We start from the raw sequence: 26,721 nt of genomic DNA on the forward strand, positions 1-26,721 counted from the left end.
GTCACCGACCGCGCGGGCGGGCGAGGCCGAGGTGCTCGCGCAGCGTCGTGCCGCGGTATTCGGTGCGGTAGCGGCCCTTGCGTTGCAGGGTGGGGATCACGTGGTCGACGAAGGTGGTCAGCTCGTGGGGCAGCGTGGAGCCCATGATGGTGAAGCCGTCGACCGCGCCGGCGTCCTGCCAGGTGAGGATGTGGTCGGCGAGCTGGTCGGGCGTGCCGACGAAGTGGAACTGGCCGGCGCCGCTCTTGAAGCGACTGGCGATCTCCCGCAGCGGCGCCCCCGGTTCGGCGCGCGTCGCTTCGTAAAGCTGGGAGGCGCGGCTCGACGGCGCGGGGATGTCGAGCTGTGACGCCGGCAGCGGCGCGGAGGGGTCGAAGCCGTCCGGGTCGAGGCCGGCGGTGTAGAGCACGTTCTGCCAGCGGAACTCGGCGCTGGACAGGTCTTCCAGGCGCTGCGCCTTGGCCTGGGCTTCGGCTTCGGTGCCCCCGAGCGTGATCATCAGCGCGGGCAGCACCAGCACCTGCTCGGGTGACCGCCCGGCCGCCGCGGCCTGCCGGTGGAGGTCGGCGCGGAACGTGACGGCGGCTTCCAGTGAAGGCGGGCCGGAGAAGACCATTTCCGCGTAGCGCGCCGCCAGGCCGATGCCCGCGGCGGACTGGCCGGCCTGCGCCAGCACCGGCCAGCCCTGCGGCGAGCGCGGGAACGGCAGAATGCCCTCGACGTCGTAGAACTCGCCGTGGAACCGCGGCGCGTGCAGCTTCGCGCGATCGGCCCACACGCCGTCGGGACGGTCACCGACGATCGCGTCGTCCTCCCAGCTGTCCCACGCTCGCGTGACGACGTCCACGAACTCGTGCGCCCGGGCGTACCGGTCGGCGTGGTCGGGGTGCGCCGCCTCGCCGAAGTTGGCGGCGGCCAGCGAGGTGACCGTGGTGACGATGTTCCAGCCCGCGCGGCCACCGCTGAGGTGATCCAGCGTCGCGAAACGCCGCGCCAGCTCCCACGGCTGGCTGTAGGTCGTGGACCCGGTGCCGACGAGGCCGATGTGACTCGTGACCCCCGCCAACGCCGACAGCACCGAAATCGGGTCGAACTGCGTCTGCGGCAGATGCGCGACGCGGTACTCGGGGATCGCGATGTCGTCGGCGAGGAACACGGTGTCCAGCAGCCCCCGCTCGGCCGTGCGCGCGATGTCCGCGTAGTACGGCAGGCCCAGCACCGTACGCACGTCTTCGCCGACCACGCGCCAGGCCGACTCGTGGTAACCGTGGGGCCAGACGAAAGCGTTGAAATGCAGCTCCCGCGAACTCATGGGCTCGACTCCTCACCAGCGCGCTCTCACGATGGACCGAGTCAACTCTGCCCTGTACGCGCACCGTTCGCGAGTCCGACTCACGAGGGGATCCGGGCATGCGGCGCATCGGTGCCGAATCGCGCGCCGCCCGGAACCCCGTGCGGTGGCACGAAATCCCCACTCCGGGACCGGGATCAAGGTCTCCGGCTCCGACGTCGGCTCATCGTCCCCGGCGATCGAGGAACCCCGTCGGCCCCGGCGGACTGACGGGGGCCTGCCCCTCAGGAAGCCGTGGTGAACTGCGGCATCTGCTGCATGATCCGCTGCAGCTCGCGGTCGTCCGAGATGCCCTGCAGGTCGTGGCGCGGGGTGTAGTGGCGTTCCAGCCGGGAGGTCTCGTCGGCGGTCAGCGTGAGGTCCAGGGAGGCCACGGCGTCGTCGATCTGGCTGGTCCTGCTGGCGCCCACCAGGGGTGCCACGACCACGGGCTTGCTGCGCAGCCAGGCCAGCGCGATCTGCGCCCGGTTCACGCCGCGCTCCTGTGCGATCTCGCCGACCGCGTCCACGATCCGGCGGTCGCTGTCCACCGTGTACTCGAGGTAGAGCAGGTCGGCGAACGGGTCGTTCTCGCCGCGGGTGGTGGCCTTCGCGTCGTGCCACGGGCGCGCGAGGCGGCCGCGGGCGAGCGGGCTCCACACGATCGTGCCCACGCCCTCGTCGAGGCACAGGGGCAGCATTTCGCGTTCTTCTTCGCGCGCGAGCAGGTTGTAGTGGTCCTGCATAGACACGAACCGCGCCCAGCCGTGGGCGGCCTGGGTGTGCAGCGCTTTGGCGAATTCCCACGCGTGCATCGACGAAGCGCCGAGGTATCGGACCTTGCCGGCCTTCACCAGGTCGTGCAGTGCCTCGAGGTATTCCTCCAGCGGCGTGGCCGGGTCGTTGCGGTGGATCTGGTACAGGTCCACGTAATCCGTGCCGAGCCGGCGCAGGCTGTGGTCGATCTCGGTCATGATCGCCTTGCGCGACAGGCCTTTCCCGTTCGGCCCCGAGCGCATCGGGTGGCGCAACTTGGTCGCGATCACCACGTCGTCGCGGTCGGCGTAGTCCTTCAGCGCGCGGCCGAGGATCTCCTCGCTGGAGCCCTGCGAGTACATGTTCGCGGTGTCGAAGAAGTTGATGCCCCGCTCCAGCGCGTGCTTCACGAGCAGCCGCGACTCCTCCTCCCCGAGCGACCACACCGGGTGGCCCCGGTCCGGCTCCCCGTAGGTCATCGCCCCGATCGCGATCGGCGACACGTCCAGCCCCGTCTTGCCCAGCTTCACGTACTCCACGACTACCCTCTCGAACCTGTGGTGAAATGAACCGGAGAACTCTCCGCCTCGTCGAAGGTAGCGGAGAGCTCTCCGGTAAGCAACCCGAGGTTCGGGAAAGGGGACGTCCGCCATGCCTCAGCGCAGCGACGCGAAGGCCAACCGCGCCCGGATCCTCGAGGTCGCGCGCACCACCCTCGCCGAGGACGGTGACGCTTCCCTCAACTCGATCGCCAAGCGCGCCGAGGTGGGACCGGGCACGCTCTACCGGCACTTCCCGTCGCGCGAAGCCCTCGTGCTGGCCGTGTACCGCGCCGAACTGGAAGGCCTGGTCGACCGCGCGATCGCCCTGCTGCGCGAAGAACCGCCCCTCACGGCCCTGCGCCACTACTTCGAACGCCTCGCCGGCCACATCCGCATCAAACGCGGCCTCGGCGACGCCCTCTCGGCCGCCAACCACGACGCCATCACCACCGAGTCCTACGGCCCGGTGATCGACACCATCGCCCTCATCCTCACCACCGGCGAACACGACGGCACCATCCGCCCCGGCCTCGACCCCGACGACGTGCTGCTCATGATGGGCTGCGTGTGGCGCACCCCGGCCGGCCCCGCGGGCGAGGCCCAGTCGCAGCGCCTGCTGGACCTGGTTCTCGACAGCCTCCGCCCGCGGGCCTAGGTCACGGCCGGTACAACCTCGCCAGCGTCGCCATGTCCTCCGGGCCCAGACCGGCCGCCTGGGCGCGGTGGACGACGTCCACGGCCGTGCGGACGGTCGGCGCGTCCAGGCCGGGGCGAAGAGTCAGGAAGAGGTCGAGGTCCTTGCCCACCACGTCGACCGCGCAGGCGACCGGGGGCAGGTCCGGGGTGAGGAAGGCGTCGCGTTTGTAGGCGACGAACGGCGCGGCGATGGCGGAGGACGCGATGGTGTCGTAGGCCGTGCGCAGGTCGATGCCGGCGTCGACGGCGGCGCCCAGGACTTCGCCGAGGGTGGCGTTGAAGGTGTGGAGCAGGGCGTTCACGCAGAGCTTCATGGCCGACGCCGTGCCGACCGGTCCGATGTGGAGGGTCTGGCGGCCCAGGTGCCGCAGCACCGGCTCGGCGGTGGCGAGTTCGTCGGCGCCGCCGCCGAAGAGCAGTGTCAGAGTGCCGGTGCGGGCGGCGGTGACGGAGCCGGACACGGGGGTTTCGGCGTAGCGGAGGCCGTGTTCCGTGAGCAGGGTGGCCGTGGCGCGGGAGAGCTCCGGGCCGGAGGTGCTCAGGTCCAGGACCAGCGCGCCGGCCGGCAGCGCGGCCAGCGCGTCGGTGAGCACGGCCCGCACGGCGCGGCCGTCGGTGAGCATGGTGAGCACCACGTCGGCGTCGCGTACGGCTTCGGCGGGGGTCGGCGCGAGGTGCGTCGCCGGGATGCCGGCACGCGGGCCGCGGGCCCGGTCGCGGTTCCAGCCCACCGCCTCGACACCCTCGTCCAGCAGCCGCAGGAGCAGTTGCGAGCCCATCGCCCCGAGCCCGAGCACGGCGACCTTCACGAGCGCCTCCCCGGGTCGATGAGGACCTTGCCGTCCACGGCGCCGGCGGCGAGGCGCGCGAGGCCGTGCTCGGTGAGGTCGTCGAGGCCGATCACGGAGTCGAGCAGCTCGGCACCGAGCACGCCCTCGGCGAGGATCTCCAGCGCCGGCGCCACGTCCTCGCCACAGACGTGCGCCACGGTCGACTCGACGGTGATCTCGCGCAGCACGAGGCTGAACAGGTCCACGGTCGGCGCCTGCTTGGGCAGGCCGACGGCCAGCACCCGGCCGCCGTCGGTGACCATCCGCACGGCGTTCTCGAACTGGCCGGGCGCCCCGCTCGCCTCGATCACCACGTCGGCGCCGCGCCCGCCCGTGCGCTCGCGCACGGCCGCCACGACGTCACCCGCGGCGTCGACGACGTGCGCGGCGCCGAGCCGGGTCGCGCGGTCCAGCTTGTCGCCGGCGAAGTCCAGCACCGTCACCTCGTTGTCGGACAGGTGCCGCAACCCCGCGAGCACGAACGATCCGATGGCCCCGGCGCCGATCACCACCACCGAGTCGCCCGGGCGCACCCCGGCCCGCCGCGCCGCGTGCAGGCCGACCGCAAGCGGTTGCGCGAGCCCGGCGTGGTCGAGGGAGAGGCCGTCGGGCACGGGCCGGAGCATGCTCGCGGGCGCGGCGACGTACTCCGCCAGGCCACCCGGCGCGTTGAGCCCGAGGGTGTAGTAGCGGCGGCAGAGGTTGGTGCGGCCCTCGCCGCAGCGGTCGCACTGTCCACACGAGACACCGGCGCCCGCGGCCACGAGGTCGCCGGCCGCGAACCCCGAGCCGCCCGAGACGACCTCGCCGACGAACTCGTGCCCGATGATCATCGGGCCGACGTGGCCGCTGCCGGGGTGCGGGCTGGTGAACGGCACCTGCTTCGGACCGGCCGCCCATTCGGTGGCGTCCGAGCCGCAGATCCCGCTACGCCGCACGGCGAGCAGCACCTCGCCCGCGGCCGGGCGCGGCACCGGCACCTCTTCGATCCTGACGTCGTGGCGGCCGTGGTAGACGGCCGCGCGCATGGTTTCGGTCATCGCGTCGCTCCGAACTCGAGGTGCACCTTCACGTTGCGGGCGGTGTCGCGCGAGGCGGCGACCGCTTCCACCGCCCGCGAAACCGGGAACCGGCTGGTGACCAGCTCGGACAGGTCGACCCCGGCGCGGTCGAGGAACCGCAGCGTGGCCGGCCACACGCCGGGCGAGCCGATGATGCCGTGAATGCTCAGCTCCTTCGACTGCACCAGGCCCAGCTTCGCCGGTGCGCTGCCGCCGACGTCGATGCCCACGTACACGATCCGCGCGCCGTGCGCGGCGACCTCCAGCACGTCAGCCATCACCGAAGGCCGCCCGGTCGCCTCGATCACCACCGTGCCGCCGACGCCGCCGGTCGCTTCGGCCACCTGCTCGGCGATCGGCGCCTTCGTCGGGTCGAGCACCAGCTCGGCGCCGAGCTTGCGCGCGGCCTCCGCACGCCCGGCCGCGGGCTCCACGGCGATGGTGCGCGCGCCGAGCGCCGCCGCCCCCGCCGCGACCCCGAGGCCGATCGGGCCGGCGCCGAACACCACCACGGTGTCGCTGGCGTTGACATTGCCGGCCTTCATCAGCGCGTGGTAACCGCAGCTGAACGGTTCCACCAGCGCGCCGTCGGTGAACGACAACGAGTCGGGCAGCCGGTGCAGCCACGCGGGTTTCGCGACGAAGAACTCCGCCGCCGCGCCGCTGACCGAGAACCCGAAGTGGTCGTCGCCGATCACGCACTCGCCCACCACCCGGTCGCCGGGCGCGAACTCCGTGACGGCCGAGCCGGTCTCCACGATCTCGCCCGACCACTCGTGGCCCGGCACGACCGGGTAGGTGAACGGGATGATGTAGCGGCCTTCGAGCAGCTCGATGTCGGAGTGGCAGATGCCGACGGACCGGGCCGCCACGAGCACCTCGTCGGCGGCGATCCGCGGCACGTCCAGCTCGTCGACCGACGCCGTGCCCGGCGCCGTGAACCTCAGGGCTTGCATGGGATTTCCCTTCAGGAGGTGGCTTCGCCGCGACCGGCCGGCGTGTTGAGGTGGGACTGGGACTCGCGCGCGGTGGCGAGCGGGCCGTTCACGCCGATGTACCGCGGACCGGCCACCAGCAGTTCCTCAGCCGGGAACTTGGTGATCACCTCACAGCCCTCGGGCGTCACCACGAGCTCCTCCTCGATGCGCGCCGCGCCGATCCCGTCGGCCGAGGGCCAGTACGTCTCGAGCGCGAACACGTTCCCGACCTCCAGCACCTCCGGGTGGTCGAGCGACACGAGCCGCGAGAAGATCGGCTTCTCCCAGATGGACAGCCCCACGCCGTGGCCGTACTGCAGGCCGAACGCGGCTTCCTCGTCGGGAAAACCGAACTCGCGCGCGGTCGGCCACACCGACACGATGTCGGCCGTGGTGGCGCCGGGGCGCACCAGCGAGATGGCGTGATCCATGTATTCGCGGGCCTTCACGTAGGCGTCGCGTTGCGCGGAGCTGGCCGAACCGACCGCGAACGTGCGGTAGTAGCAGGTGCGGTAACCCTGGTGGCTGTGCAGGATGTCGAAGAACGCCGGGTCGCCGGGCCGGATCAGCCGGTCGGAGAACACGTGCGGGTGCGGTGAGCAGCGCTCGCCGGAGATCGCGTTCACGCCCTCCACGTACTCGGAACCGAGGTCGTACAAGGACTTCGAGACCAGCCCCACGCACTCGTTCTCCCGCACGCCCGGGCGCAGGAACCGGTAGAGGTCGTCGTACGCCGCGTCGACCATCGAGCACGCCTGCGTGAGCAGCGAGATCTCGTCGGCGGTCTTCACGCGCCGGGCCTCCATGAACACCTGCTGCCCGTCGGTCACGGTCACGCCCGCGCGCTGCAGCGCCGCCAGGATCGGCAGCTCGATCACGTCGACGCCCAGCGGTTCGCCGAGCAGCCCGAACTTCTCCAGCTCCCGCTTGATCTTCACGGCCACCTCGTCGGCGATGCCGGCGTCGGGGTGGAACGCGCCGCGCAGCGTCGAGATCCCCGCCCGCGCACCGGACTCGGCCCGCGGCTTCACGGCGCCGTGGTGCGGCGCGTGCGGGTCGGCGTCGGCCTCGGCCGTGGTGGTGCCGAGCCACGGGTTGTAGAGCTGGTGGTGCTTGGCCGCGGAACCGAAGTCCCACACGATGGGGTCGCTGGCGCGGGTCAGCAACGAGAACCGGATGAGCTTGTCCATCGCCCAGGTGCCGATGTGGGTCGCGGACATGTAGCGGATGTTCGAGAAGTCGAACGCGAGCACGGCCCCGAGGCTCGACTTGTCGAGCTGCTCACGCAGGCGCTGCAGCCGCTGCGTACGCAAGCGGTCGTGGTCGATCCGGGTCTCCCAGTCGACGGCGTTGGGCCCGAACGTGGCGATCGGCATGAACTTTCCCTTCTGTATTTTTTGCCCCGCCTTCGGCGGGGCGGGCGAGATCGCCTCAAGCCGGTTCCTTCCGTCCCGATTCCGCGCGGCCGGAGGCCGGGCGGAATCGGGACGGAAGGAACCGGCGCGATCTCGCCGATGGGGTGGCCGCAGGACATCGCGACGGGAGAAGCCGGCGCGATTTCGCCGACGGCCACCCGGAAGTGGGACGAGCCGGTGTGTGGCGGCCTCAGACGAGGACCATCCCGCCCTCGATCGGGATCACCTGGCCGGTGATGTAGTCGGAGTCGGGGCCGGCGAGGAACACCGCGGTGGGCACGAGGTCCTCGGGTTCGGCGGGGCGGCCCAGGATGATGTCGCCGGACATCGCGGCGAACCCCGCGTCGCCTTCCCCGATGCGTTCGAGGTCGCGGTCGAGCTTGTCCCACAACGGGGTGCGCACCACGCCGGGCGCGAACGCGTTGACGGTGATGCCGTGCTCCGCGAGCGAGCGGGCGCCCGACTGGGTCAGCGAGATCACCGCGGCCTTGCTCGCGCAGTAGGGCGCGAAGCTGGGGAAGCCCTGCCGCCCGGCGATCGACGAGGTGTTCACGATCTTGCCGCCGCTGCCCTGCCGGATGAACTGGCGCGCAGCCTCCTGGCTGCCGAGCACGACCCCGAAGGCGTTCACGCGGAAGATGCGGTCCCACACCGCCTCGGTGATGTCGAGGAACTTCTCGGGCTCGTTGAAGCCCGCGTTGTTGAAGTACGCGTCGAGCCGGCCGAACTCGCCCACGGCGAGCTCGATCGCGGCCCGCACGTCGTCGCGTTCGGCCACGTCGACCCGCCGGTGCACGGCGCGCCCGCCACTGTCGCGAATGGACTGGGCCACGGCGGCGGCTTCGGGTTCGTCGCGGTCGGTGACCACGAGGGCGGCGCCTTCCGCCGCCATGCCCCGCGCGAGCGCGGCGCCGATCCCGCGGCCCGCGCCGGTCACCACCACGGTCCTGCCGGTCAGCCGATCAGGCATGAGCACACTCCTCTGGTCGAGACTGGTCGTTCGCCCTCACTGAACAGTGCGTGAGGGTTCTGGGATGTAGTGCAGGTCGCACCCGGGCGTGTGTACAGCCCCAGCGCACGAACGTAAGATCGAGCGAACCCCTCGGCGATGGCGCCGCGAACGGAACGGGAGCGGCACCGTGGACGACCGGATCGGTCCTGCCCTGCGCGAGGCGCGGATCAGGCAGAAGCAGACCCTGCGTGGCGTCGCGCTGGCCACGGGGCTCTCGGCGAGCCTGCTGTCGCAGGTCGAGACCGGCAAGTCGCAACCGTCCGTGAGCACGCTCTACGCGCTGGTCAGCCACCTCGGCCTCTCCCTCGACGCGCTGCTCGGCCTCGAGGTCGAAGCCCGCGGCGCGGCCCGGGACGGCGCGGCCGACGCCGGCCGCGCACCCGACAGTGCACCCGAGAGCGCGTCCAGACCGGCCGGCCCGGTGCAGCGCGCGGCCGACAACCCCGTGCTGGACATGGACAACGGCGTGCGCTGGGAACGCCTCGCGGTGCACGAAGCGCAGTCGGTGGAACCGCTCCTGGTCACCTACCAGCCCGGCGCGAGCAGCTCCGCCGACGGCGGGCTGATGCGCCACCCGGGCGCCGAGCACGCGTACCTGCTCGACGGCGAGCTCAGCCTGCGATTCGAGACCGAAACGCACGTGCTGCGCGCGGGCGACTCGATCTCCTTCGCCTCCGACCGGCCGCACCTCTACGTGAACCACACCACCGAGCCCGCGCGCGGGCTGTGGTTCGTGGTCGGGCGCACCGGCACTCGCCCCGACGCCGGCCGGGCGCGCGAGCGGATCGCCGGACCGCCGGCCGAGCTGCTGCGGCTGCTCGCCGACCGGCAGCCGGTCACCGGCGACGAGGGCTGACGCGGTGGTCACCGGTCCTGCCCCGGCGGGATGATCCGCTCTTCGCGCAGCGTGGCGAACAGCCGCTCGAACGAGTCCAGCGTGCTGGTGTAGCCCGTGAAGCCGGCCTTGCGGCTCTTGCTCATGTCGGTGAGGCACTCGACCGGCCGGCCGAGGTCGCTGTCGGTGTGCCACCACGACGCGACGCGGGTGACGTCGGCTTCGCGCAGCCCGTGGCGTTCGGCGATCTCGCGCCACACCGGGGCCGCGTCGGCCATCTGCTCCTCCAGCGGCGCGGGTTCACCGTCGAACGGAGCCGGCTTCACGCCCAGCAGCGCCGCGATGCGCGGCCACATCCAGCGCCAGCGGAACACGTCGCCGTTGGCGGTGTTGAACGCTTCGTCGCGCGCGGCGTCGGTCGTGGCCGCCCACACCATCTGGTCGGCCAGCAGGCCGGCGTCGGTCATGTCGGTGACGCCGTTCCATTGCACTGCCGAGCCCGGGAAGCGGAACTCGCGCCCGGTCTCGCGGCACACGGCCGCGTAGACGGCCAGCGTCATCCCCATGTTCATGGCGTTGCCGACGGCGTGCCCGATCACGGTGTGCGCGCGGTGCACGCTCCAGGCGAAGCCGTGCCGCTCGGCCGCCGCGAAGAGCTCGTCCTCCTGCGCGTAGTAGAAGTTCGGCACGTCGAGCCGCGCCTCGTCCTCGTGGAACGGCGTGTCCGGCGTGACGCCGGCGGCGTAGGCCTCGAACGGGCCGAGGTAGTGCTTGAGCCCGGTCATCAAGGCCACGTGCCGCACGGCACCGCCGGCGGTGGCCGCGGCCAGCACGTTGCGCACGATGCCGGCGTTGACCTCGATGTTCTCCGCTTCGGTCGGGCGGCGCGACCACGCCGTGAGGAACACGTGCGTGGGCTTCGTGTCCGCGAGCGCGGCGCTCAGGGCGGCCGGGTCCTCGAGGTCCGCGCGCACCGACTCGACCCCGGCGATGCCGGACTCGCTCCGGCGCGACACCCCGGTGACCGCCCAGCCACGCTCGACCAGGCGGGTGGCCACCGCGGACCCGGCGATGCCGGTGACGCCCACGACGAGTGCTGTTCCGCTCACTGTCTCCTCTTCTTCTTTCGGTGGGGCTGTTGGTGTCCAGGCCGCTCAGGCTCAGGCCAGCGCCGGCGTGCGGCGGCGCACGCGGGTGTAGATGGCGGCCGCGATGAGAATGAGGATGCCCTGGAAGAAGTACTGCCAGCTCTGGCTGAGGTTGAGGAACGTCGTCGCGTTCAGCACCTCCTGGATGAGCGTGGCGCCCAGCAGCGTGCCGATGAACGACCCGCGCCCGCCGGCGAGGCTCGCGCCGCCGAGCACGACCGCGGTGATGCTGGAGAGCGTGTAGCTCACGCCCTGCGTCGGGTCGCCCACGCCGATCTGCGCCATCAGCAGCAGCGCGCCGAAGAACGTGAGCACCGCCGCGCCGACGTAGGCCAGCACGTGGACCCGGTTCACCTTCACCCCGAGCCGCCGCGCCGAGCCCTCGTTCGACCCGGCCGCCCGCAACCCACGGCCCCAGGCGGTGAACCGCAGCGCCAGTTCGAGGCCCACAGCCACGACCACCGCCACGAGGAACGCGATCGGCACGAATCCGACCGTCGCGGTGATGGCGTCGGTGATCGACGTGCTGATGAAGCCGCCCTGGAACGGGCGCAGCAGCAGCGAAACACCCTGGAGTCCGATGTAGAGGGTCAGCGTCGCGGCCACCGCGGTGAACCCGCCGAAGCGGATCAGCACACCGTTGAGCAATCCGGACGCCACCGCGACCACGAGCATGATCACGAACGCGAGCACCACGAGGACCGGCGATTTCCCGTCGGTGACGAAAAACGACGCGATCACCACCAGCAGGCCGGCCAGGGGACCGACGGACAGGTCGATGCCGCCGGTCATGATCACGATCGTCTGGCCCAGGCTGATGAACGCGAGCGCGGTGAGCAACGTGAGCAGCGACGTCAGGTTGAACGGCGCCAGGAACCGCACGTTGTGCGCGAAGGTGTAGCCGCCGAGGGCGAGGATCACCAGCGCGAGCACGATGCTGGGGGCGTAGTCGCCCCTGGCGAGGTCCCGCAGGCGGTCTGCCATCGGGGTCCGCGTCCGCGGGTCCGACGGGGTGCGCGCCGCTCGGGCTCCGGGCTCCTCGCGGGTCGCCGGCGCCGCACCGCGGTGCGTGGTGGCGTTCACGACCGTGCCGGTGATCTTCTCCTCGGTCACGTCCGCGCCGGTCAGCTCGGCGACCACGTGGCCGCGGGAGAACACCACGACCCGGTCGCACAGGCCTTCGAGCTCCTTGGCGTCCGAGGACACCACGACCACCGGCACCCCCGAGGCGGAGATGTCGCGCATGATCGTGTAGATCTCCGAGCGGGCCCCGACGTCGACCCCCTGGGTCGGCTCGTCGGCCAGCAGCAGCCGCGGCGCGGCGAGCAGGGCCCGCGCCATCACCACCTTCTGCTGGTTGCCGCCCGACAACGCCATCACGTTCGTCTCGCGCGAGGCGGTCTTCACCGACAGCTTGGCCAGCTCGGCGTCCACTCCGGACCGCTCGCGGTCGGCCGACACCACTCCCCCGCCGGCGAACGAGGGCAGCGCGCCCACCGCCGCGTTCTCCCGCACCGACATCGCCGGCAGCAGGCTTTCACGGTGGCGGTCGGCCGGCATGTACGCCGTGGCGTCCACGAGGGACCGGCCCCGCAACCGCGTGCCGTCGAGCACGATGCTGCCCGTGGAGCTCCGCAGCCCGGCCAGCGCGCGCAGGAACTCGCTCTGGCCGTTGCCGACGATGCCGGCGAGCCCGACGATCTCGCCGTGGTGGGCCACCAGCCGCGCGTCGTGGAACCCTTCGCCCGAAAGGCCTTCGACCTCCAGCGCCACCTTCGCCCCGGCCGGATCGGCGAGCTTGTCGGGGAACGTGGACGCGAGCTCGCGCCCCACGATCATCCGCAGCATCTCGTCGTCGGTCAGGTCGGCCACCTGGGCGTGCCCGCGGGCCCGGCCGTCGCGCAGCACGGTGACCTCGTCGGCGATCTCGCGGACCTCGGCCAGGCGGTGGGTGATGTAGACGACGGCCGTGCCGCGGGCGGTGGCCTGGCGCACCTGGTCGAAGAGGATCTCCGACTGCTCCGCACCCAGCGGCGCGGTCGGCTCGTCGAGGATCAGCACCTTCGGTTCCAGCGCGATCGCCTTGGCCAGCTCGATCAGCTGCTTCTGCGCCACACCGAGATCGGCCACGCGGTCCTGCAGCCGCACGTCCGCGCCCACGCGGCGCAGCAGCTCGGCCATCCAGATCCGCGGTGGGCCGGAAGGCATCCGCTCCGGGGGTACGGCGAGCCGGATGTTCTCGGCCACCGTCATGTCGGAGACCACGGCCGGGTGCTGGTGCACGATCGCGATGCCGAGCCGGGCGGCCCGGTCGGTGGTCAGGACCGCGATCGGCTCGCCGGCCACCGTGATCGTGCCTTCGTCGGGCCGGGTCGAGCCCGACGCGATGCCCATCAGCGTGGACTTGCCCGCGCCGTTCTCGCCCAGCAGCGCGTGGACCCGACCGCCGGCCACGTCGAGCGACACCTCGGCCAGCGCGCACACGGGCCCGTAACTCTTCGAGACCCCGGTGAGGCTCAGGGCCGCTGCTTCGGTCATCGTCGCCCTCCTACTTCAGCGCCGCGATCTGGTCCGGCTTGGACAGTGAGCTGGACACGAACGCGTCGCTCGGCAGCGTCTTGTCGCAGGTGACGGGGTGCGGCTGGCCGGAGATCGAGTCCTCGAACGCCGACTGCGGGTACACCAGGTCCGTCGGCACCACTCCGCCGGTCGCCTTGGCCACCGCGACGTCGATCGCGAGGCGCGACATGGCGTTCTGCGAGGAGACGGTGAACAGCGGGAACGGGTTGCCGGCGTCCTTCTGCTGCTGCCAGTTGCACGCGAGCTGGTTGGCGTCCTCGGTGGCGATCGCCGGGATCTTGCGCCCGGCCGAGGTGAACGCGGAGAACGAGCTGGCCAGCGCGGCGCCGAAGTCGGTGGTGATCGCGTCGATCTCCGGGTTCTTCGCCAGCGCCGCGGTGATCACGCGCTGGGTCTGCGCGGCGTCCCAGTTGGTCACCTCGTAGGGCGTGGTGCCCACGAACTGGATCCCCGGGTGGTCCTTGAGCACGCTCTGCATGCCCTTGAACTCGTCGAGGCTCTGCGAGTTCGCGGCCGGCCCGCCGAGGTTGAGCACCTTGCCCTTGCCGTTCAACGCCTTCACCAGCCACTGTCCCCAGAGGACACCGGCCTGCTCGAAGTTCGTGCTCACGAAGGCGTCGTAGTCCTGACCGGGCGTGCCGCCGGGGTTCACGCGGTAGGGCACGGTGACCACACCGGCCTTGTGCGCGCTGCGCAGCGCCGGCAGCACGGCCTGGCCGGCGTCGGGGAACACCACGATCGCCTGCGTGCCCTTGGCGACGAGGCCCTGGATGTCGGAGATGGCCTTCTGCGTGTTGCCCTGTCCGTCGGTGTAGGTGAACGACGTGACGCTGGCGCACTTCGCGACCTCGGCCTTGGCCTCGGCGGTGGTGACCTTGCGCCAGTTGTTGTCGCCGAAGCCGTCGGCCAGGCCGAGCGAGACCTGCTTCGAACCACACCAGGCCGGGCCGTTCGCGTTGGCCGGTTTGCCTTCGGCGCTGGTGGAACCGCCGTCGTCGACCGTGCACGCGGTGGTCACGAGGGCCAGGGAGGCGAGGCCGGCGAGCAACGACCGGCGGAGGGGGTGCACAGGCATGGGGAGACCTTTCCTACTGCTGGGGCCGGGGAGCGGGGACACGGCGGAACCAGCCGCGCACGGCGGCCCAGTTCACGGTGTAGACGGCGACACCCGCGGCGAGCGCGAGCGCCTGGACGATGTTGTTCGTGGCCGCGCTGACGCCGAGCGTCAGCACGAACTGGTCGAGCTGCGAGAGGAACAGGGCGGCGACGGCGCTGGCCACCGGGCTGCCCTTGCCGCCGAGCAGCGAGGTGCCGCCCAGCACGACGGCCGCGACCGAGGGCAGCAGCAGCGTGTCGCCCTGGAACGCACCCGGCGTGGTGACGATGCCGGCCAGCAGGATGCCGGCCGTGCAGTAGAGCAGCGAAGCCCACACGTAGGCGGCCAGCTGGTGGCGGCGCACCCGCAGGCCGGCGAGCCCGGCGGCCTCCGGGTTGTCGCCCACGGCTTCGAAGCGGCGGCCGGGCACCGTGCGCTTCATCGCGAAGCCGGTCACCGCGACGAGGACCAGCGCGATGTAGACCGCGTACGGCAGGCCGAGGAACCGGCCGGTGACCAGCGAGTGCAGCGCCGAGGTGGTGGTGACCGGCGAACCACCCGAGATGCCCAGCACCACCGCGTAGAGCAGCGCGTTGGTGCCGAGCGAGGTGACGATCGCCGACATGCCGAGCCGGCTCACCACCAGGCCGTTGAGCAGCCCCGCGGCCAGCGCCGCCCCGAAGGCGAGCAGCACCGCCGGGAGCAGCTTCCCGTTGTCACCGGCCGGGAAGTGCGTCACGATGATCACGCTCAGGGACACCGTGCCCGGCACGGACAGGTCGATGCCCGCCTGCTGCACGACCAGCGTCTGCCCGATCGCGACCACGGCCAGCACCGCGGCGAACGGCAGCATCCCCTGCAGCGAGCTGCGGCCCAGGCTTTCGGGCTGCAGCACCAGGCTCACGAGGAACAGCAGCACGGTCGCGACGAGGATGGTGACGAGACCGCGCGAGGCGGTGCGGGCCGTCGTCCGCTGCCAGAGCGAGGGCCGGGGTGGCCGGCCCGTCGTCTCTTCCGGGGCGGGCGCCGGGGCCGACTGGGCGACGACCACGGAACTCCTTGTCGTGTCGTTCATCGGTTCGCTCCTCGGGTGCCACGCGCACCGGTTCGCAGGGCAGGACGAAGTGGGTCCACAACGGACCTGTGGACTTCGGACAGTGGTTTTTCGTTATGGTGGCGGGTTTCCCGCCGGGATCAGCCGACGCGCACGAGCAGCTTCTGCGCGTCGCCTTCGGGGTCGAGCAGCCGGTCGAACCCGCCGGTGACCACGTCGTCGACCTCGATCACCTCGGTGAGCACCTTCTCCACCGGGAAGCGGCCGGTGGCGACGAGCGAGATGATGCGCGGGAAGTCGTACACCGGGTAGCACCAGGTGCCGACCAGGCTCAGGTCGCGCTGCGACAAGGCCATCGGGTCGATCGTCGCGGGCCCCACGTGCAGTCCGACCTGCGTCGCGGTGCCGTGGGACCGCAGGCTGCCCAGCGCCGTGGCGAGGCCGGCCTCGGAGCCGGAGCACTCGGCGGCGACGTCGGCTCCGACGCCCTCGGTGAGCGCGCGGACGACCTCCGGCACGTCCTCGGTCAGCGGGTCGAGCACGGTCGCGACGCCGAGCGCCTCGAGCAGGGCCCGGCGCCGCGCGTTCGGTTCGCTCACGATGACCTGCGCCGCACCCGACGCGTGGGCGTAGAGCGCGGCGAGCGCACCGATCGGACCGGCGCCGGTGATGAACACGCTGTCGCCGGCGCCGAACCCGGTGCGGTCCACGCCGTAGGCGGCGACCGCGGCCGGCTCGACGAGCGCGCCCTGCACGTCGGACACCGATTCCGGCAGCACGGCGATCTGGTGCTCCGGCACCACCACCTGCTCGCTGATGCCGCCGCCGTCCCAGCTGAGCCCGGTGCAGGCCATCTTCGGACACAGGTGGTTGAGCCCGCGGCGGCAGTAGTAGCAGTGTCCACAGTAGATCAACGGCATCACCGACACGCGGTCGCCCACGCGGACTCCGGTGACCTCGGCGCCGATTTCCAGCACCTGTCCCGAGAACTCGTGGCCGAGCACCTGCGGAGCAGCGGCATGCGACAGCGGGTGCGGGCTCGTGGGGATCACGATCGGGCCCGCCGCGTACTCGTGCAGGTCGGTGCCGCAGATCCCGCAGAGGTACGGCCGGACGCGGACCTGCCGGGGCCCGACGGTGGCCGGCTCGGGCACGTTCTCCACCCGGATGTCGTGCTTGTCGTGGAAGACCGCGGCGCGCATGCTCAACTCCTCGTAGCCTCCGGAAAGCCCGCGCGGCCGGGATCCGGGCGCGGACGCGGCGTCGATGTTCGCCGGGTTCAATCCCGTTCGACGACGCTGTACAGCGATAGTGAACAATGAACCGTTCGGTGAGTCAAGAGGCGAAGAGCAGGTTCTGCAGATCGCCAGGTCAACCGACGTAATCCTTGACAGCACTGCGTTTCGGAATGTTCACTTCTAGCAAACGTCTGCTGCGATCAGTGACCGCGGCGCTTCCGGCACCTCGCCGGCCACCCCTTCCCAGGAGGAACTCCATGGACCTCGGCGCGCGTCTGGGCCACCTGTCCTATTCCACCCTCGTGCACCCCGGCGACACGTGGGAGGAGATGAACACCAGCCTCGAGACCTACGTGCCCGAGGTGAAGCGGCGCGTATCGCCCGACGCGCCGTTCGGGGTGTCGCTGCGCCTGTCCGGGGCGTCCGCCGACCGGCTTTCCGGCGACCATGCGGAGCGCGACCGGCTGAAGAAGTACCTGTCGGAGAACGATCTCTACGTCTACACCGTGAACGCGTTCCCCCACGGACCGTTCAAGGGGCGCTCGGTGATGGAGGACGTGTACGAACCGGACTGGAGCACCGAGGCGCGCGTCGAGTACACGAAGCAGGTGGCCGACGTGCTCGCCGACATCGCCGGCGAGGGCGTGGAGCCGACCATCCAGACCGTGCCGCTGGCGTACCGGCCCAAGGTGAGCGGCGAGGCCTACGTGGAGCTGTTCACCCGCAACGTGCTGCGCGTCGTCGCGCACCTCATCGGGGTCGAGCGCCGGACCGGGCGCCGGGTGAAGCTCGCGATCGAGCCGGAACCGTTCTGCTACCTGGAAACCATCGCGGAGACGGTGGAGTACTTCACCACCCGCCTGTACTCGCGCGCCGCGGCGGAGCTGCTCGGCGAGCTGGCGGACCTGCCGCTCGCGGAGGCGTTCGGCGCGCTGCGCCGCCACGTCGGGATCGTGTTCGACATCGGCCACCAGGCGGTGGAGTTCGACGACATCCCGGCCTCGCTCGACCTGCTCGCCGGTGCGGGCGTGCCGATCTTCAAGCTGCAGCAGGCCGCCGCGCTGTGGGTGCCCGAGGTGACCGACGACGTGGTGCGCGAGCTGGAACGCTTCACCCGCACCATCTACCTGAGCCAGACCTCGGAGCTGCGCGACGGTGCCGTGACCCGGCACCTCAACCTGTCCGACGCGATCGCCGCGTGGCGGCGCGAACCCGGCGGCCGGCGCGAGTGGCGCACGCACTTCCACGTGCCGGTGTTCCTCGACGACCTGGGTCCGTTCCGCACCACGCGCTTCGCCGTGGAGCAGGCGCTCGACCGCCACCGCGCGCGGCCGCAGTCGTCGCACCTGGAGATCGAGACCTACACCTGGGACGTGCTGCCCGAGGACCTCAAGACCGGCGACATCACCGATTACGTGGTGCGGGAGCTGGAGTTCGTCCGCGGCCGGCTCGTGGATTGACCCCGCGCGTCAAGCTAGAGTGAACACCGACTGAACAACCAGGCGAGGAGCGTGCGGTGGTGGCCAGGCACGAGGCGGCGGAGCGCCCGGAGGCCGCGAACCTCGGTTCGAAGCTCAGGGCCCGCCGGCAGGAGGTCGGCGTGACGCTGCGGCAGTTCGCGCGCGACCTCGGCTACTCGGCCGCGTTCGTCTCGCAGATCGAGAACGGCAAGTCGCAGCCGTCGGTCGCCACGCTCTACGCGATGTGCACCGCGCTCAACGTCTCGATCGACGAGTTGTTCAGCGGCACCGAAACGGCCGCCGCGCCGGCCCCGCCCGCTCCGTCGGCGGCCGGCGTGGAGCGGCACAGCTTCCACGGCGCACTGGCGAAGCTCAACGAGGAACCCGAGGAGCACCAGCGGCCCCTGCTGCGGCCGGGCGAACGCCGGCAGCTCGTGCTCGACTCCGGCGTCACCTGGGAACAGCTCTCGGCCATCCACGACAGCACCGTGGACTTCCTGCACGTCCGCTACGAGGTCGCCGGCAGCTCCGTCCCCGACGACAAGCTCACCCGCCACTCCGGCATCGAATACGGCTACATCATCAGCGGCACGCTCGAAGTGGCGCTGGCCTTCGACACCTACGAACTGCACGCGGGTGACTCCATCGCGTTCGACTCGACGACGCCGCACCGGCTCACCAACCGGGGGGACCAGCCGGCGGAGGCGATCTGGTTCGTGCACGGGCGGAAACCGGCTCGCTGACGCGGGATGGGCCGATCACCTCGGCCCGCCTCACGTTCGAGGTGCCGTCGTCCGCTGTCTCGGGCTCAGTCCAGGTGGCTGAGCCCCGGCCACAGCTGCGCCCAGGTGCCACGGGGGCGGCGGCACTCGTAGATGGCCGCGTGGTGGCCGGTTTCCTCGTTCGTGATCCCGTCGGGTGCGGTGATGGGTGCGATCTCGCGGACGTCGGACCAGAAGCGGTGGAGGTAGGCCGGGCCCCATTCGCCGACGCACAACACGGTGTCCGGGGTGCCGGCCGGGGGTCCCCAGAGGAGATAGCCGTTGTGGGCGCTGGAAACCGGCACGTGCAGGCCCGCCGCGGGGCCGAGGAGGGTCAGGGCGCCGGCTTCGCCGTAGTTGCTGGTGAAGATGCTCGAGCCGGGCGGCAGGGTGTCGGCGGCCGCGGTGACCTGGCGGGTGAATTCGGGCCAGCCGGCGGTTTCCACGAGCTGGGGGTTGACCGCGGCCAGCGCTGATTCCGCGCGCAGCGGAAGCACGGGCAGGCCGATCAGCACGGCGAACACCCCGGACAAGCCCAGTGCCGTCGCCCAGCGGCGGGGGCCGGCGAGTGGCCGCGCCTCGGCCCGGACCGCGCCGGCGGCGAACAGGCCGAGCAACGCCGGCGCCGCGTAGTAGCTCTTGCCGCCGCCGGCGGTGAACACCACCAGGGCCGTGACGGCGACCACGAGCACCCAGCGGTGCTCACGCCCGGCGGCCGAGCAGAGCCGGCGCACCCCGAGGAGCCACAGGGCGATCAGCGGCGGACCGGCGAGAACCAGCAGCAGCAACGGCACGTTCGGCAACGCGCCGAGCGCACCGCCCTGCTCGGCCGACAGCACGCCGGCCATGCGGAACTGCGCCCAGCCGTGCTGCGCGTTCCACACCACGTTCGGCGCGACCAGCACCGCGGCCACCGCGGCGGCGAGCCACGGCCCCGGCGTGCGCAGCACCGGACGCCGGACCGCCACCAGCCCCACGAGAAGGCCGAGCAGCAGCACGCCGACGGTGGCCTTGTTCTCCAGCCCGATCCCGGCGACCACCCCCGCGGTGAGCCAGGCGCGCACGCTGCCGAGCCGCAACGCCCGGGCCACGGTCACGAACACCGCGGCCCACGCCAGCTGATCCGTCACCGTGGTGCCGAACAACATCGAGCCCGCCACGAACACCGGGCACACCGCCACCGCCGCGGCGGCGAGGACCTGCGCGCGGCCGCGGCCGCCGAGCTCGGCCGCGAGCTTCGCGGCCAGCAGGACACACCCGAGCTGGGCCGCGATCGCGAGCACCCGCAACGGCAGCACCCCGCCCGGCAGCTCGGTGGCCAGCCGGGCCAGCAGTGGGGTCAACGGCGGCTGGTCGGGGTAGCCCCACGCGAGGTGCCGGCCGGAGATCACGTAGTAGAACTCGTCACGGTGCCAGCCGAAGCGCGTCGCCACCGCGGCGTGCACGAGGCCGGCGACCGCGACCACGGCGAGCAACGGCCGCCACGCCAACGCGGCGACCCGGCTGTCCGACGGGAGCTTTCTGGTGTCGAGCACGGTTTCTCGTCCTTCCACTCCGTGATGCAGGAACGTGGGCGTGCGGAAACGCGGTCAGGGCAGGAACGCGGAAAGCAGCAGGTGCCGCACGGTGTCGCGGCAGGCGGTGTCGTCGAGGCGGGCGGAGTCGGGGTCGCCGGTGCGGTGCCAGGCGAACCAGGCGATGGTCTCGACGATGAAGCGCGCGGCGGCCGGCACGTCGGGAACCGGGCGCAGCGCTCCGGAGCGGACGCGACGGCGCAGGTAGTCGGCGAGCGTGTCGAGCAGGCCGCGGCGGCGTTGCACGAAGTAGTACTGCGCCAGCTCCGGCAGGTCGGCCGCGCACCGTTCGACCAGCGCCAGCAGGTGCCGGTTGTGCTCGATGAAGGCGTAGAGCTCGTCGACGATCTCCCCCAGCTCGTCCTCGACCGGCTTCTGCCGGCGCCCCGACGTCGCGACCAGCGCGGGCAGGACGCTGTCGTCGGAGGCCCAGCCGTCGACCAGCGCCACGATGTCCTCCGGGGTCGGCGTGGGGACCGGCGTGGCCAGGCCGTCGAGCGCCGCCGGCCGGATCAGGCGCAGCAAAGCCAGATACAGCAAGGCTTCCTTGCTCTTGGCGTAGGTGTAGACCGCGCCGTGACTCAGCCCGAGGGCCGCGGACACGTCGGAGACCCCGGCCGTCTGGTAGCCCTTGGCCATGAACACGCCGGCCGCCGCCTCGGCGATCTCCCCCACCGGCCTGGCCGGCACCCGTCCTCGCACCGCACCAGTATTGAGTGACTGACCCGGTCAGTCAAGAGAATCACGCCGTACACTGACGCCCGGCGAACGAAGGGGTGGCGCACATGACTTCGACATCCGACAATCCGGTCGCACTGGTGACCGGCGCGGCCGGCGGCATCGGCGCGGCGACGAGCCGGGCGCTGGCCCGGCAGGGATATCGCGTCGCGGTGCACGACCTCGGCAAACCCGAAGCCGGGAACGCACTCGTGGCGGAGCTGCCCGAGGCGGTCTACCTCGACGGTGACATCGCCGAACCGTCGGTCGCGCCGGACCTGGTGGCCGCGGTGAGCGAGCGGTGGGGCCGCCTCGACGTGGTCGTGAACAACGCCGGCGTCGCGCGGTGGTTTCCGCACCGGGACCTCGACGCGGTGCCCGACGAGTGGTGGCACCAGGTCCTCGGCGTGAACCTGCTCGGGCCGTGGCACCTCTCGCGCGCGGCGGCGCCGGCCCTGCGGGCCACGGCCGGGGTGATCGTGAACGTGGCCTCGGTGGCCGGGTTGACGGTGAGCGGCAGCTCGATCCCGTACGCGGTCAGCAAAGCCGCGCTGATCCACCTGACCAAACTGCTCGCCGTGGCGCTCGCGCCGCGGGTGCGGGTGAACGCGATCGCGCCCGGCTACATCGACACGCCGCTCACGCACGACTGGACCGAGCTGCGCGAAGGCGCCGCCGCGCGGGCACCCCTGGGCCGGCTGGGCGCGCCGGACGACGCGGCGGCGGCCGTGCTGAGCCTGGTGAGCAGCCCGTACACGACCGGCGCCGTGCTGACCGTCGACGGCGGGCTCAACCTGGCGTGACCGTCGTCAGTGGACCTCAGGCGCGCCAGGTGACCAGCTCGTCGAGCGGCAGCTTCGCGCGGCGACCGGCGCTGCCACTCGGCGGCGCGCCCGGCGCCTCGGCCGAGTAGCCCAGCGTGAGGATGCCGGTCAGGGCCACGTCGTCGGCGAAGCCGGTGAGCGCGTGCACAGCGGCGAACTGGCCGGGATCGCCGGGGCCGAAGAAGCCCGTGGCCAGACCTTCGTCCGTGGCCGCGCACTGCACCAGGCTGAGCAGGGCGCCGCTGTCGAACCACCAGTACGGCACCGGCCACACCATTTCCACGCCGTCGTCGGTTTTGTCGGCTTCCTGGTAACGCTCGTGGTAGGACGCCTCGCGGATGCCGACGGCGACGTGCACGGGCGCCTTCGAGATCCAGGCCGGCAGACCGGCGTCGACGTAGGGCTGCTCGGCGATCTCGGCGATGCGGGCCCGCACGTCGGGGGCGGTGATGACCGCGAGCCGGTGGCCCTGGCTGAAGCCGGCGCTCGGCGCGCGCCGGATGACGCGGGTCACGCGCCGCAGCACGTCGTCGGGCACGGGATCGGGCCGGTAGGCACGGACCATCCGCCGGCGGCTCAGAATCTCGGAAAACTCCATGTGATCAAGCATGGCGCAAGTGCCGCGATCACGTCCGGAAACGGCGAAGCGGGCGCGAGGTCGTCAAAAGTAGTGCTTGTTGTCGAACAGTGCGAATAGTCGGTAATTTTCCCCTGATGCCATCAGCTCCCTGATTGAGGGTCGTGCCGACAAATTTTCCCACCACTGGGCCATGATCTTTTGTCCGACTGACCTCCTCTTGACGTGACACACGGTCGCTCGGCCACTACGCCCGCTGATGATCTGTGTCGCTTCCCACGGACTCTGTACAGTCGTCGTTGCTTGTTCTTAACCTTCTCGTGCTTTCGCGGTGACCTGCGATCCACCCCCGAGGATCAGCGGCCGGAAGCCACCGCGAGAACCCGGCAGACGCGGCCCGCCATGGGCGCGAAGCCGGGTGCGCGGTGTGAATGCGAGAAGGAGCCCACCCCCGTGGGACGACACAGCAAACCCAGCCACACCAAAACCGTCCTGAAACGCACCGGCGCCACCGCGGCCATCGCGGGCGCCACGCTCGGCGGCATCGGTCTCGTCGGCGGCACGGCCAACGCTTTCCCCGGGCAGGCCGCGCTCGTCAAGTGCGAGAGCTCCGGCAACCCGACCGCGGTCAACAACACCGCCGCCGGCCAGCGCGCCGGCCGCCCGGCCGGGCTGTTCCAGATCGTGACGAAGACCTGGCTCGCGAACGGTGGCGGCCAGTTCGCGCCGACCGCGGACAAGGCCACCCCCGCCCAGCAGCAGATCGTCGCGGACAACATCTACGCGCGCTCCGGCTCGGCTCCGTGGGAGTGCCACACGGGCTCCGGCCCGGCCGGGTTCTCCTCGTTCGCCGGCCAGGGCGGGACCGGCTCGGCCGGCGCCGCCTCGAGCCACTCCAAGGCGAAGGCGGCCAAGCCCGAGGCGAAGACCAAGCTCAAGGCCAAGGCGAAGCCGCAGGTCAAGCAGCAGGCCAAGCCGCAGGTCAAGAGCGCCCCCGCCACCGGCACGACGCGTTCGAACCCCAACGGTGACTACACCGTGGTCGCCGGTGACACCCTGTCGGGCATCGCCGCGCGCACCGGCACGCCCGGTGGCTGGCAGCACCTGCAGCAGCTCAACGCCGCCTACGTGCCCGACGCGGACCTGATCCTGGTCGGCCAGAAGATCGCCACGAAGTGACCCTCGTCCGCGTCCGCGCCGCTTTCCCCGGGCGCCGCGGACGCGGACGGCGAGCCACCGCGGATCCCCCGCCGGCGGTGCGCTCGGGCACCGAAGGCGGACTCGCGGTGAGAAGGCGCGCGGGGTGACCGGGCCCCTGTTTTTGGGAACACCGGCCCACCCGCCCCGCGCGTCGCGGTCCTTTACTTACCAAACGGCCGTCAGGTAGCTTCTGTCCCAGCCGGCAGAAGTGAGGTGTGGCGGTGCAGCGCTCGGTCTACGACGCCGAACACGAGACGCACCGGGACGGCGTCCGACGATTCGTGGCGGCCGAGGTCGTGCCGCACCGCGAACGCTGGGAACGCGCCGGTCGCGTCGACCGCGAGCTGTTCCTGGCCGCCGGCAAAGCCGGTGTGCTCGGCGTCGCCGCACCCGAGGAACACGGTGGCGGCGGCAACCCGGACTTCCGCTTCAACGCCGTGCTCAACGAAGAGCTGGCCGCCGCCGACGTGCTCGGCGTCGGCCTCGGCCTGTCGCTGCAGGCGGACATCGCGCTGCCCTACCTGCTCGACCACTGCACACCGGAGCAAGCCGCCCGCTGGCTGCCCGACGTGGTCGGCGGCGAGACGATCCTCGCGCTCGCGATGACCGAACCCGGCGCGGGCTCCGACGTCGCCGCCATCACCACGCGTGCCGTGCGCGACGGCGACGACTACGTGGTCACCGGCACCAAGACCTTCATCACCAACGCCCTCAACGCCGACCTGGTGATCACCGCGGTGAAGACCGACCCCGCGGCCGGACGCAAGGGCATCTCGCTGCTGGTCGTGGACGCGAACCGTGCGGGCTTCCGGCGCGGTACGAAGTTGTCCAAAGTGGGGCAGCACGCGGCCGACACGGCCGAACTGTTCTTCGACGCCGTGCGCGTGCCGGCCACCCAGCTCCTGGGCGAAGAAGGCCGCGGCTTCTACCTCATGATGAACCACCTCAGCCAGGAGCGCCTCGCCGTCGCCGTGCAGGCCACCGCGCAGGCGCGCCGGGCCTACGAGCTGTCGCTCGAGCACGCGAAGAGCCGCGAGGCGTTCGGCAGCCCGATCGGTGCGTTCCAGCACAACCGGTTCGCGCTCGCCGAGCTGAAGACCGAGACGGAGATCGCGCAGTCCTATGTGGACCGCCTGCTGCTGGCCCACAGCCGCGGTGAGCTCGACCCGGTCGAGGCGGCGCAGGCGAAGTGGTGGATTAGCGAGCTGTGCAAGCGCGTGGTCGACCGGGCCGTGCAGCTGCACGGCGGCGCCGGCTACCTGAGCGAGAACCCCGTGGCCCGGGCGTGGATCGACAGCCGGATCCAGACGATCTACGCCGGCACCACCGAGGTGATGAAAGAGATCATCGGCCGCTCGCTCGGCGTGTGACCCGAGCGGGCGACGCGCACGTCTTGGAAGTGACCCGGCCCACTGCTAAGCTCAGCCACCAAACGACCGGTAGATAGGCTTGAGTCACAGAGTGAGGCAACGATGCCCGACTTGACGATGCGCGACGGCACCCGGCTGCACGTGCGGGACGAAGGAACCGGCCCCACCCTGCTGCTCCTGCCCGGCTGGGGTGTGTCGACGTGGTGGTTCCGCAAGCAGTTCGAGACGCTCACCGGCTCGTTCCGCGTCGTTTCCTACGACCCGCGCGGGCAGGGCGAGTCGGACAAGACCACCCGCGGCCAGCGCACCGCCCGGCTGGCAGCCGACCTCGCCGAGGTCGTGGCGTGGACCGGCGACGAGCCCGTGCACCTGGTCGCGTGGTCCGGCGGTGGTTCCACGGCGCTGCAGTACGTCGAGCTCTTCGGCACCGACCGCCTGCGCACCCTCACCCTGGTCGGAGCCGGCCCGAAGCTGCTGAAGTCCGACGGCTGGGACCTGGGCTTCGCCGACCTCGACGGCCTGCTGGGCTGGGTCGGCCTGGTCGGCAGCGACTTCGGCGCCGCCGCGGAAAGCCTGCTGCCGGCGTTCTTCGCCGCCCCGCTCTCCGACGAGGACCGCGAGGCCACCCTGGCCGAGATGCGCCGCTGCGACCAGGCCGCCATGGCGCTCGCGTCGTGGGACTTCATCATCCAGGACTACCGCGACGTGCTCGACCTCATCAAGATCCCCACGCTCGTGATCACCGGCGAGGCCGATGTCGCCATCCCGGCGGGCAACGGCGCGTACCTGCACGAGCGCATCGCGGGCTCACAGCTGGAAATCGTGGAGAACGCGGCGCACTGCCCGTTCCTGGAGCAGCCGGAACGCTTCGACGCCGCCCTGCGGAAGTTCCTCGACGCCTGACCCGCCGCGCGGGCCAGGACCGGCGTCAGTTCTTCGTTTCCTTGGCCCGCTTCGGTTTGGCGGCCGGTTCCCCCGGCTGCACACCTTCGGCCACGAGGCTGTGCAGGATCAGATCCGCGAAGTGCTCGCCGATCTGCTTCGGCGTGAACTCGCCGCCGGGCCGGAACCAGCGGTAGACCCAGTTCACCGAACCGAGGATCGACAGGCTCGCGAGCTTGGGATCGATGTCCTGGCGCACCAGGCCTTCGGCCTTGCCCTTCTGCACGAGGTCGAGGAACACCGAGCGGTACGCGTGTTCGCCGCCGAGGATCTCGGCCTGGCGCGGTTCGGGCAGCGCGGCCATCTCGTGCAGGAAAACCGTGGTGCCGGTGAGGTTGCGGCACATGTGGTCCACGTGGCCCACGACCACGTTGCGCAGCCGCTGCAGCGGATCACCCGGGCGGCTGGCGAGCTCGACGATGTTGGCCAGGCCCTGGCGGTGCACCTCGCTCATCACCTCGAAGAGCAGGTCTTCCTTCGAGTGGATGTAGTAGTAGAGGCTGCCCTTGAGCAGTCCGAGCCGGTCGGCGATGTCCTGCAGCGACGCGCCCTCGTAGCCCTTTTCGTAGAAGACCTCGGTGGCCACGGCGAACAGTTCCGCCCACCGCTCCTCACGGGGCTTGCGCGAGCCACCGCCGCGCCGCTCCGCCCTGCCCGCCGGCTGCCGCACCCGGACCACCCTCATTCGTGCGCTGGCGGCCGGCCGCACTGAACCGACCTTCGGAA

The 26,721-nt window shown here is 71.4% G+C and carries 24 protein-coding genes; 8 read left to right on the forward strand and 16 right to left on the reverse strand.

The features are described from left to right. Window position 1: 1 nt before the first annotated feature. Both VSH64_RS19190 and VSH64_RS19195 read right to left on the reverse strand, forming a co-directional pair. Window positions 2–1,312: an NtaA/DmoA family FMN-dependent monooxygenase gene (locus tag VSH64_RS19190; RefSeq protein WP_326836996.1), complete on the reverse strand. Its 1,311-nt coding sequence runs from the start codon at window positions 1,310–1,312 to the stop codon at window positions 2–4. 263 nt (window positions 1,313–1,575) lie between these two features. Next, entirely contained in the window at window positions 1,576–2,625 is a 1,050-nt protein-coding gene (locus VSH64_RS19195; protein WP_326836997.1) for an aldo/keto reductase, read from the reverse strand. Window positions 2,626–2,737: 112 nt separating this feature from the next. Between VSH64_RS19195 and VSH64_RS19200 the strand changes: the two genes are divergently transcribed. Further along, window positions 2,738–3,283, forward strand: a complete 546-nt coding sequence (locus VSH64_RS19200; protein WP_326836999.1) for a TetR/AcrR family transcriptional regulator — start codon at window positions 2,738–2,740, stop codon at window positions 3,281–3,283. Between the two features lies 1 nt (window position 3,284). Here the strand turns inward: VSH64_RS19200 and VSH64_RS19205 are convergent, their stop codons facing one another. The 5 genes from VSH64_RS19205 to VSH64_RS19225 form a co-directional block, all read right to left on the reverse strand. Further along, window positions 3,285–4,133: an NAD(P)-dependent oxidoreductase gene (locus VSH64_RS19205; protein WP_326837000.1), complete on the reverse strand. Its 849-nt coding sequence runs from the start codon at window positions 4,131–4,133 to the stop codon at window positions 3,285–3,287. After that, on the reverse strand, window positions 4,130–5,194 hold the full coding sequence (locus VSH64_RS19210) for a zinc-dependent alcohol dehydrogenase (RefSeq protein ID WP_326837001.1): 1,065 nt from the start codon (window positions 5,192–5,194) through the stop codon (window positions 4,130–4,132). Before VSH64_RS19210 ends, VSH64_RS19205 begins: the two co-directional genes overlap by 4 nt. After that, window positions 5,191–6,171, reverse strand: a complete 981-nt coding sequence (locus VSH64_RS19215) for a zinc-dependent alcohol dehydrogenase (RefSeq protein ID WP_326837002.1) — start codon at window positions 6,169–6,171, stop codon at window positions 5,191–5,193. The genes VSH64_RS19210 and VSH64_RS19215 overlap by 4 nt, the downstream gene beginning before the upstream one ends. Window positions 6,172–6,182: 11 nt before the next feature. Continuing rightward, a complete protein-coding gene (locus tag VSH64_RS19220; RefSeq protein ID WP_326837003.1) occupies window positions 6,183–7,568 on the reverse strand; it encodes a M24 family metallopeptidase in 1,386 nt (461 codons plus the stop codon). Window positions 7,569–7,797: 229 nt separating this feature from the next. Beyond that, window positions 7,798–8,577: an SDR family NAD(P)-dependent oxidoreductase gene (locus VSH64_RS19225; RefSeq protein ID WP_326837004.1), complete on the reverse strand. Its 780-nt coding sequence runs from the start codon at window positions 8,575–8,577 to the stop codon at window positions 7,798–7,800. A gap of 169 nt (window positions 8,578–8,746) precedes the next feature. Between VSH64_RS19225 and VSH64_RS19230 the strand changes: the two genes are divergently transcribed. Continuing rightward, window positions 8,747–9,475 carry a cupin domain-containing protein gene (locus VSH64_RS19230; protein WP_326837005.1) on the forward strand — a complete coding sequence of 243 codons (729 nt, stop codon included), beginning with the start codon at window positions 8,747–8,749 and terminating at the stop codon, window positions 9,473–9,475. A gap of 8 nt (window positions 9,476–9,483) precedes the next feature. On the opposite strand, the gene VSH64_RS19235 is transcribed toward VSH64_RS19230, so the two are convergent. The 5 genes from VSH64_RS19235 to VSH64_RS19255 all read right to left on the reverse strand — a co-directional run bounded on the left by VSH64_RS19235 (window position 9,484) and on the right by VSH64_RS19255 (window position 16,534). Further along, complete coding sequence (locus VSH64_RS19235; protein ID WP_326837006.1) at window positions 9,484–10,563, reverse strand: SDR family oxidoreductase; 1,080 nt, start codon at window positions 10,561–10,563, stop codon at window positions 9,484–9,486. A gap of 51 nt (window positions 10,564–10,614) precedes the next feature. Further along, complete coding sequence (locus VSH64_RS19240) at window positions 10,615–13,140, reverse strand: ATP-binding cassette domain-containing protein (RefSeq protein ID WP_326837007.1); 2,526 nt, start codon at window positions 13,138–13,140, stop codon at window positions 10,615–10,617. Window positions 13,141–13,150: 10 nt separating this feature from the next. Beyond that, window positions 13,151–14,257, reverse strand: coding sequence for a substrate-binding domain-containing protein (locus VSH64_RS19245; protein WP_326837008.1), 1,107 nt, complete (start codon window positions 14,255–14,257; stop codon window positions 13,151–13,153). Between the two features lie 13 nt (window positions 14,258–14,270). Further along, on the reverse strand, window positions 14,271–15,353 hold the full coding sequence (locus tag VSH64_RS19250) for an ABC transporter permease (protein ID WP_326837009.1): 1,083 nt from the start codon (window positions 15,351–15,353) through the stop codon (window positions 14,271–14,273). Window positions 15,354–15,472: 119 nt separating this feature from the next. Beyond that, entirely contained in the window at window positions 15,473–16,534 is a 1,062-nt protein-coding gene (locus VSH64_RS19255; protein ID WP_326837010.1) for a 2,3-butanediol dehydrogenase, read from the reverse strand. A gap of 293 nt (window positions 16,535–16,827) precedes the next feature. Between VSH64_RS19255 and eboE the strand changes: the two genes are divergently transcribed. Together eboE and VSH64_RS19265 are read left to right on the forward strand one after the other, a co-directional pair. Next, the gene (gene eboE / locus VSH64_RS19260) at window positions 16,828–18,030 is read left to right on the forward strand and encodes a metabolite traffic protein EboE (RefSeq protein ID WP_326837011.1); all 1,203 of its coding nucleotides are present in this window, start codon (window positions 16,828–16,830) and stop codon (window positions 18,028–18,030) included. A gap of 59 nt (window positions 18,031–18,089) precedes the next feature. After that, entirely contained in the window at window positions 18,090–18,773 is a 684-nt protein-coding gene (locus tag VSH64_RS19265) for a helix-turn-helix domain-containing protein (protein ID WP_326837012.1), read from the forward strand. Window positions 18,774–18,838: 65 nt separating this feature from the next. On the opposite strand, the gene VSH64_RS19270 is transcribed toward VSH64_RS19265, so the two are convergent. Together VSH64_RS19270 and VSH64_RS19275 are read right to left on the reverse strand one after the other, a co-directional pair. Beyond that, window positions 18,839–20,326, reverse strand: a complete 1,488-nt coding sequence (locus VSH64_RS19270; protein WP_326837013.1) for a glycosyltransferase family 39 protein — start codon at window positions 20,324–20,326, stop codon at window positions 18,839–18,841. A gap of 54 nt (window positions 20,327–20,380) precedes the next feature. Then, window positions 20,381–21,067, reverse strand: a complete 687-nt coding sequence (locus tag VSH64_RS19275) for a TetR/AcrR family transcriptional regulator (protein WP_326837014.1) — start codon at window positions 21,065–21,067, stop codon at window positions 20,381–20,383. 83 nt (window positions 21,068–21,150) lie between these two features. Between VSH64_RS19275 and VSH64_RS19280 the strand changes: the two genes are divergently transcribed. Next, complete coding sequence (locus VSH64_RS19280) at window positions 21,151–21,885, forward strand: SDR family NAD(P)-dependent oxidoreductase (protein WP_326837015.1); 735 nt, start codon at window positions 21,151–21,153, stop codon at window positions 21,883–21,885. Window positions 21,886–21,901: 16 nt separating this feature from the next. On the opposite strand, the gene VSH64_RS19285 is transcribed toward VSH64_RS19280, so the two are convergent. Continuing rightward, window positions 21,902–22,504 carry a nitroreductase family protein gene (locus VSH64_RS19285; protein WP_326837016.1) on the reverse strand — a complete coding sequence of 201 codons (603 nt, stop codon included), beginning with the start codon at window positions 22,502–22,504 and terminating at the stop codon, window positions 21,902–21,904. A gap of 432 nt (window positions 22,505–22,936) precedes the next feature. Here VSH64_RS19285 and VSH64_RS19290 point away from each other — a divergent pair, with 432 nt between their 5' ends. The 3 genes from VSH64_RS19290 (at window position 22,937) to VSH64_RS19300 (ending at window position 25,956) form a co-directional block, all read left to right on the forward strand. Beyond that, the gene (locus VSH64_RS19290) at window positions 22,937–23,662 is read left to right on the forward strand and encodes a LysM peptidoglycan-binding domain-containing protein (RefSeq protein WP_326837017.1); all 726 of its coding nucleotides are present in this window, start codon (window positions 22,937–22,939) and stop codon (window positions 23,660–23,662) included. Window positions 23,663–23,904: 242 nt separating this feature from the next. Next, the gene (locus tag VSH64_RS19295) at window positions 23,905–25,053 is read left to right on the forward strand and encodes an acyl-CoA dehydrogenase family protein (RefSeq protein WP_326837018.1); all 1,149 of its coding nucleotides are present in this window, start codon (window positions 23,905–23,907) and stop codon (window positions 25,051–25,053) included. Window positions 25,054–25,155: 102 nt separating this feature from the next. Continuing rightward, window positions 25,156–25,956 carry an alpha/beta fold hydrolase gene (locus VSH64_RS19300; protein ID WP_326837019.1) on the forward strand — a complete coding sequence of 267 codons (801 nt, stop codon included), beginning with the start codon at window positions 25,156–25,158 and terminating at the stop codon, window positions 25,954–25,956. A 25-nt stretch (window positions 25,957–25,981) separates the two neighbouring features. On the opposite strand, the gene VSH64_RS19305 is transcribed toward VSH64_RS19300, so the two are convergent. Further along, window positions 25,982–26,665, reverse strand: a complete 684-nt coding sequence (locus VSH64_RS19305) for a TetR/AcrR family transcriptional regulator (protein WP_326837020.1) — start codon at window positions 26,663–26,665, stop codon at window positions 25,982–25,984. Window positions 26,666–26,721: the final 56 nt, after the last annotated feature.

It is taken from the genome of Amycolatopsis rhabdoformis, from assembly GCF_035918295.1.
GTDB classification, from domain to species: domain Bacteria; phylum Actinomycetota; class Actinomycetes; order Mycobacteriales; family Pseudonocardiaceae; genus Amycolatopsis; species Amycolatopsis rhabdoformis.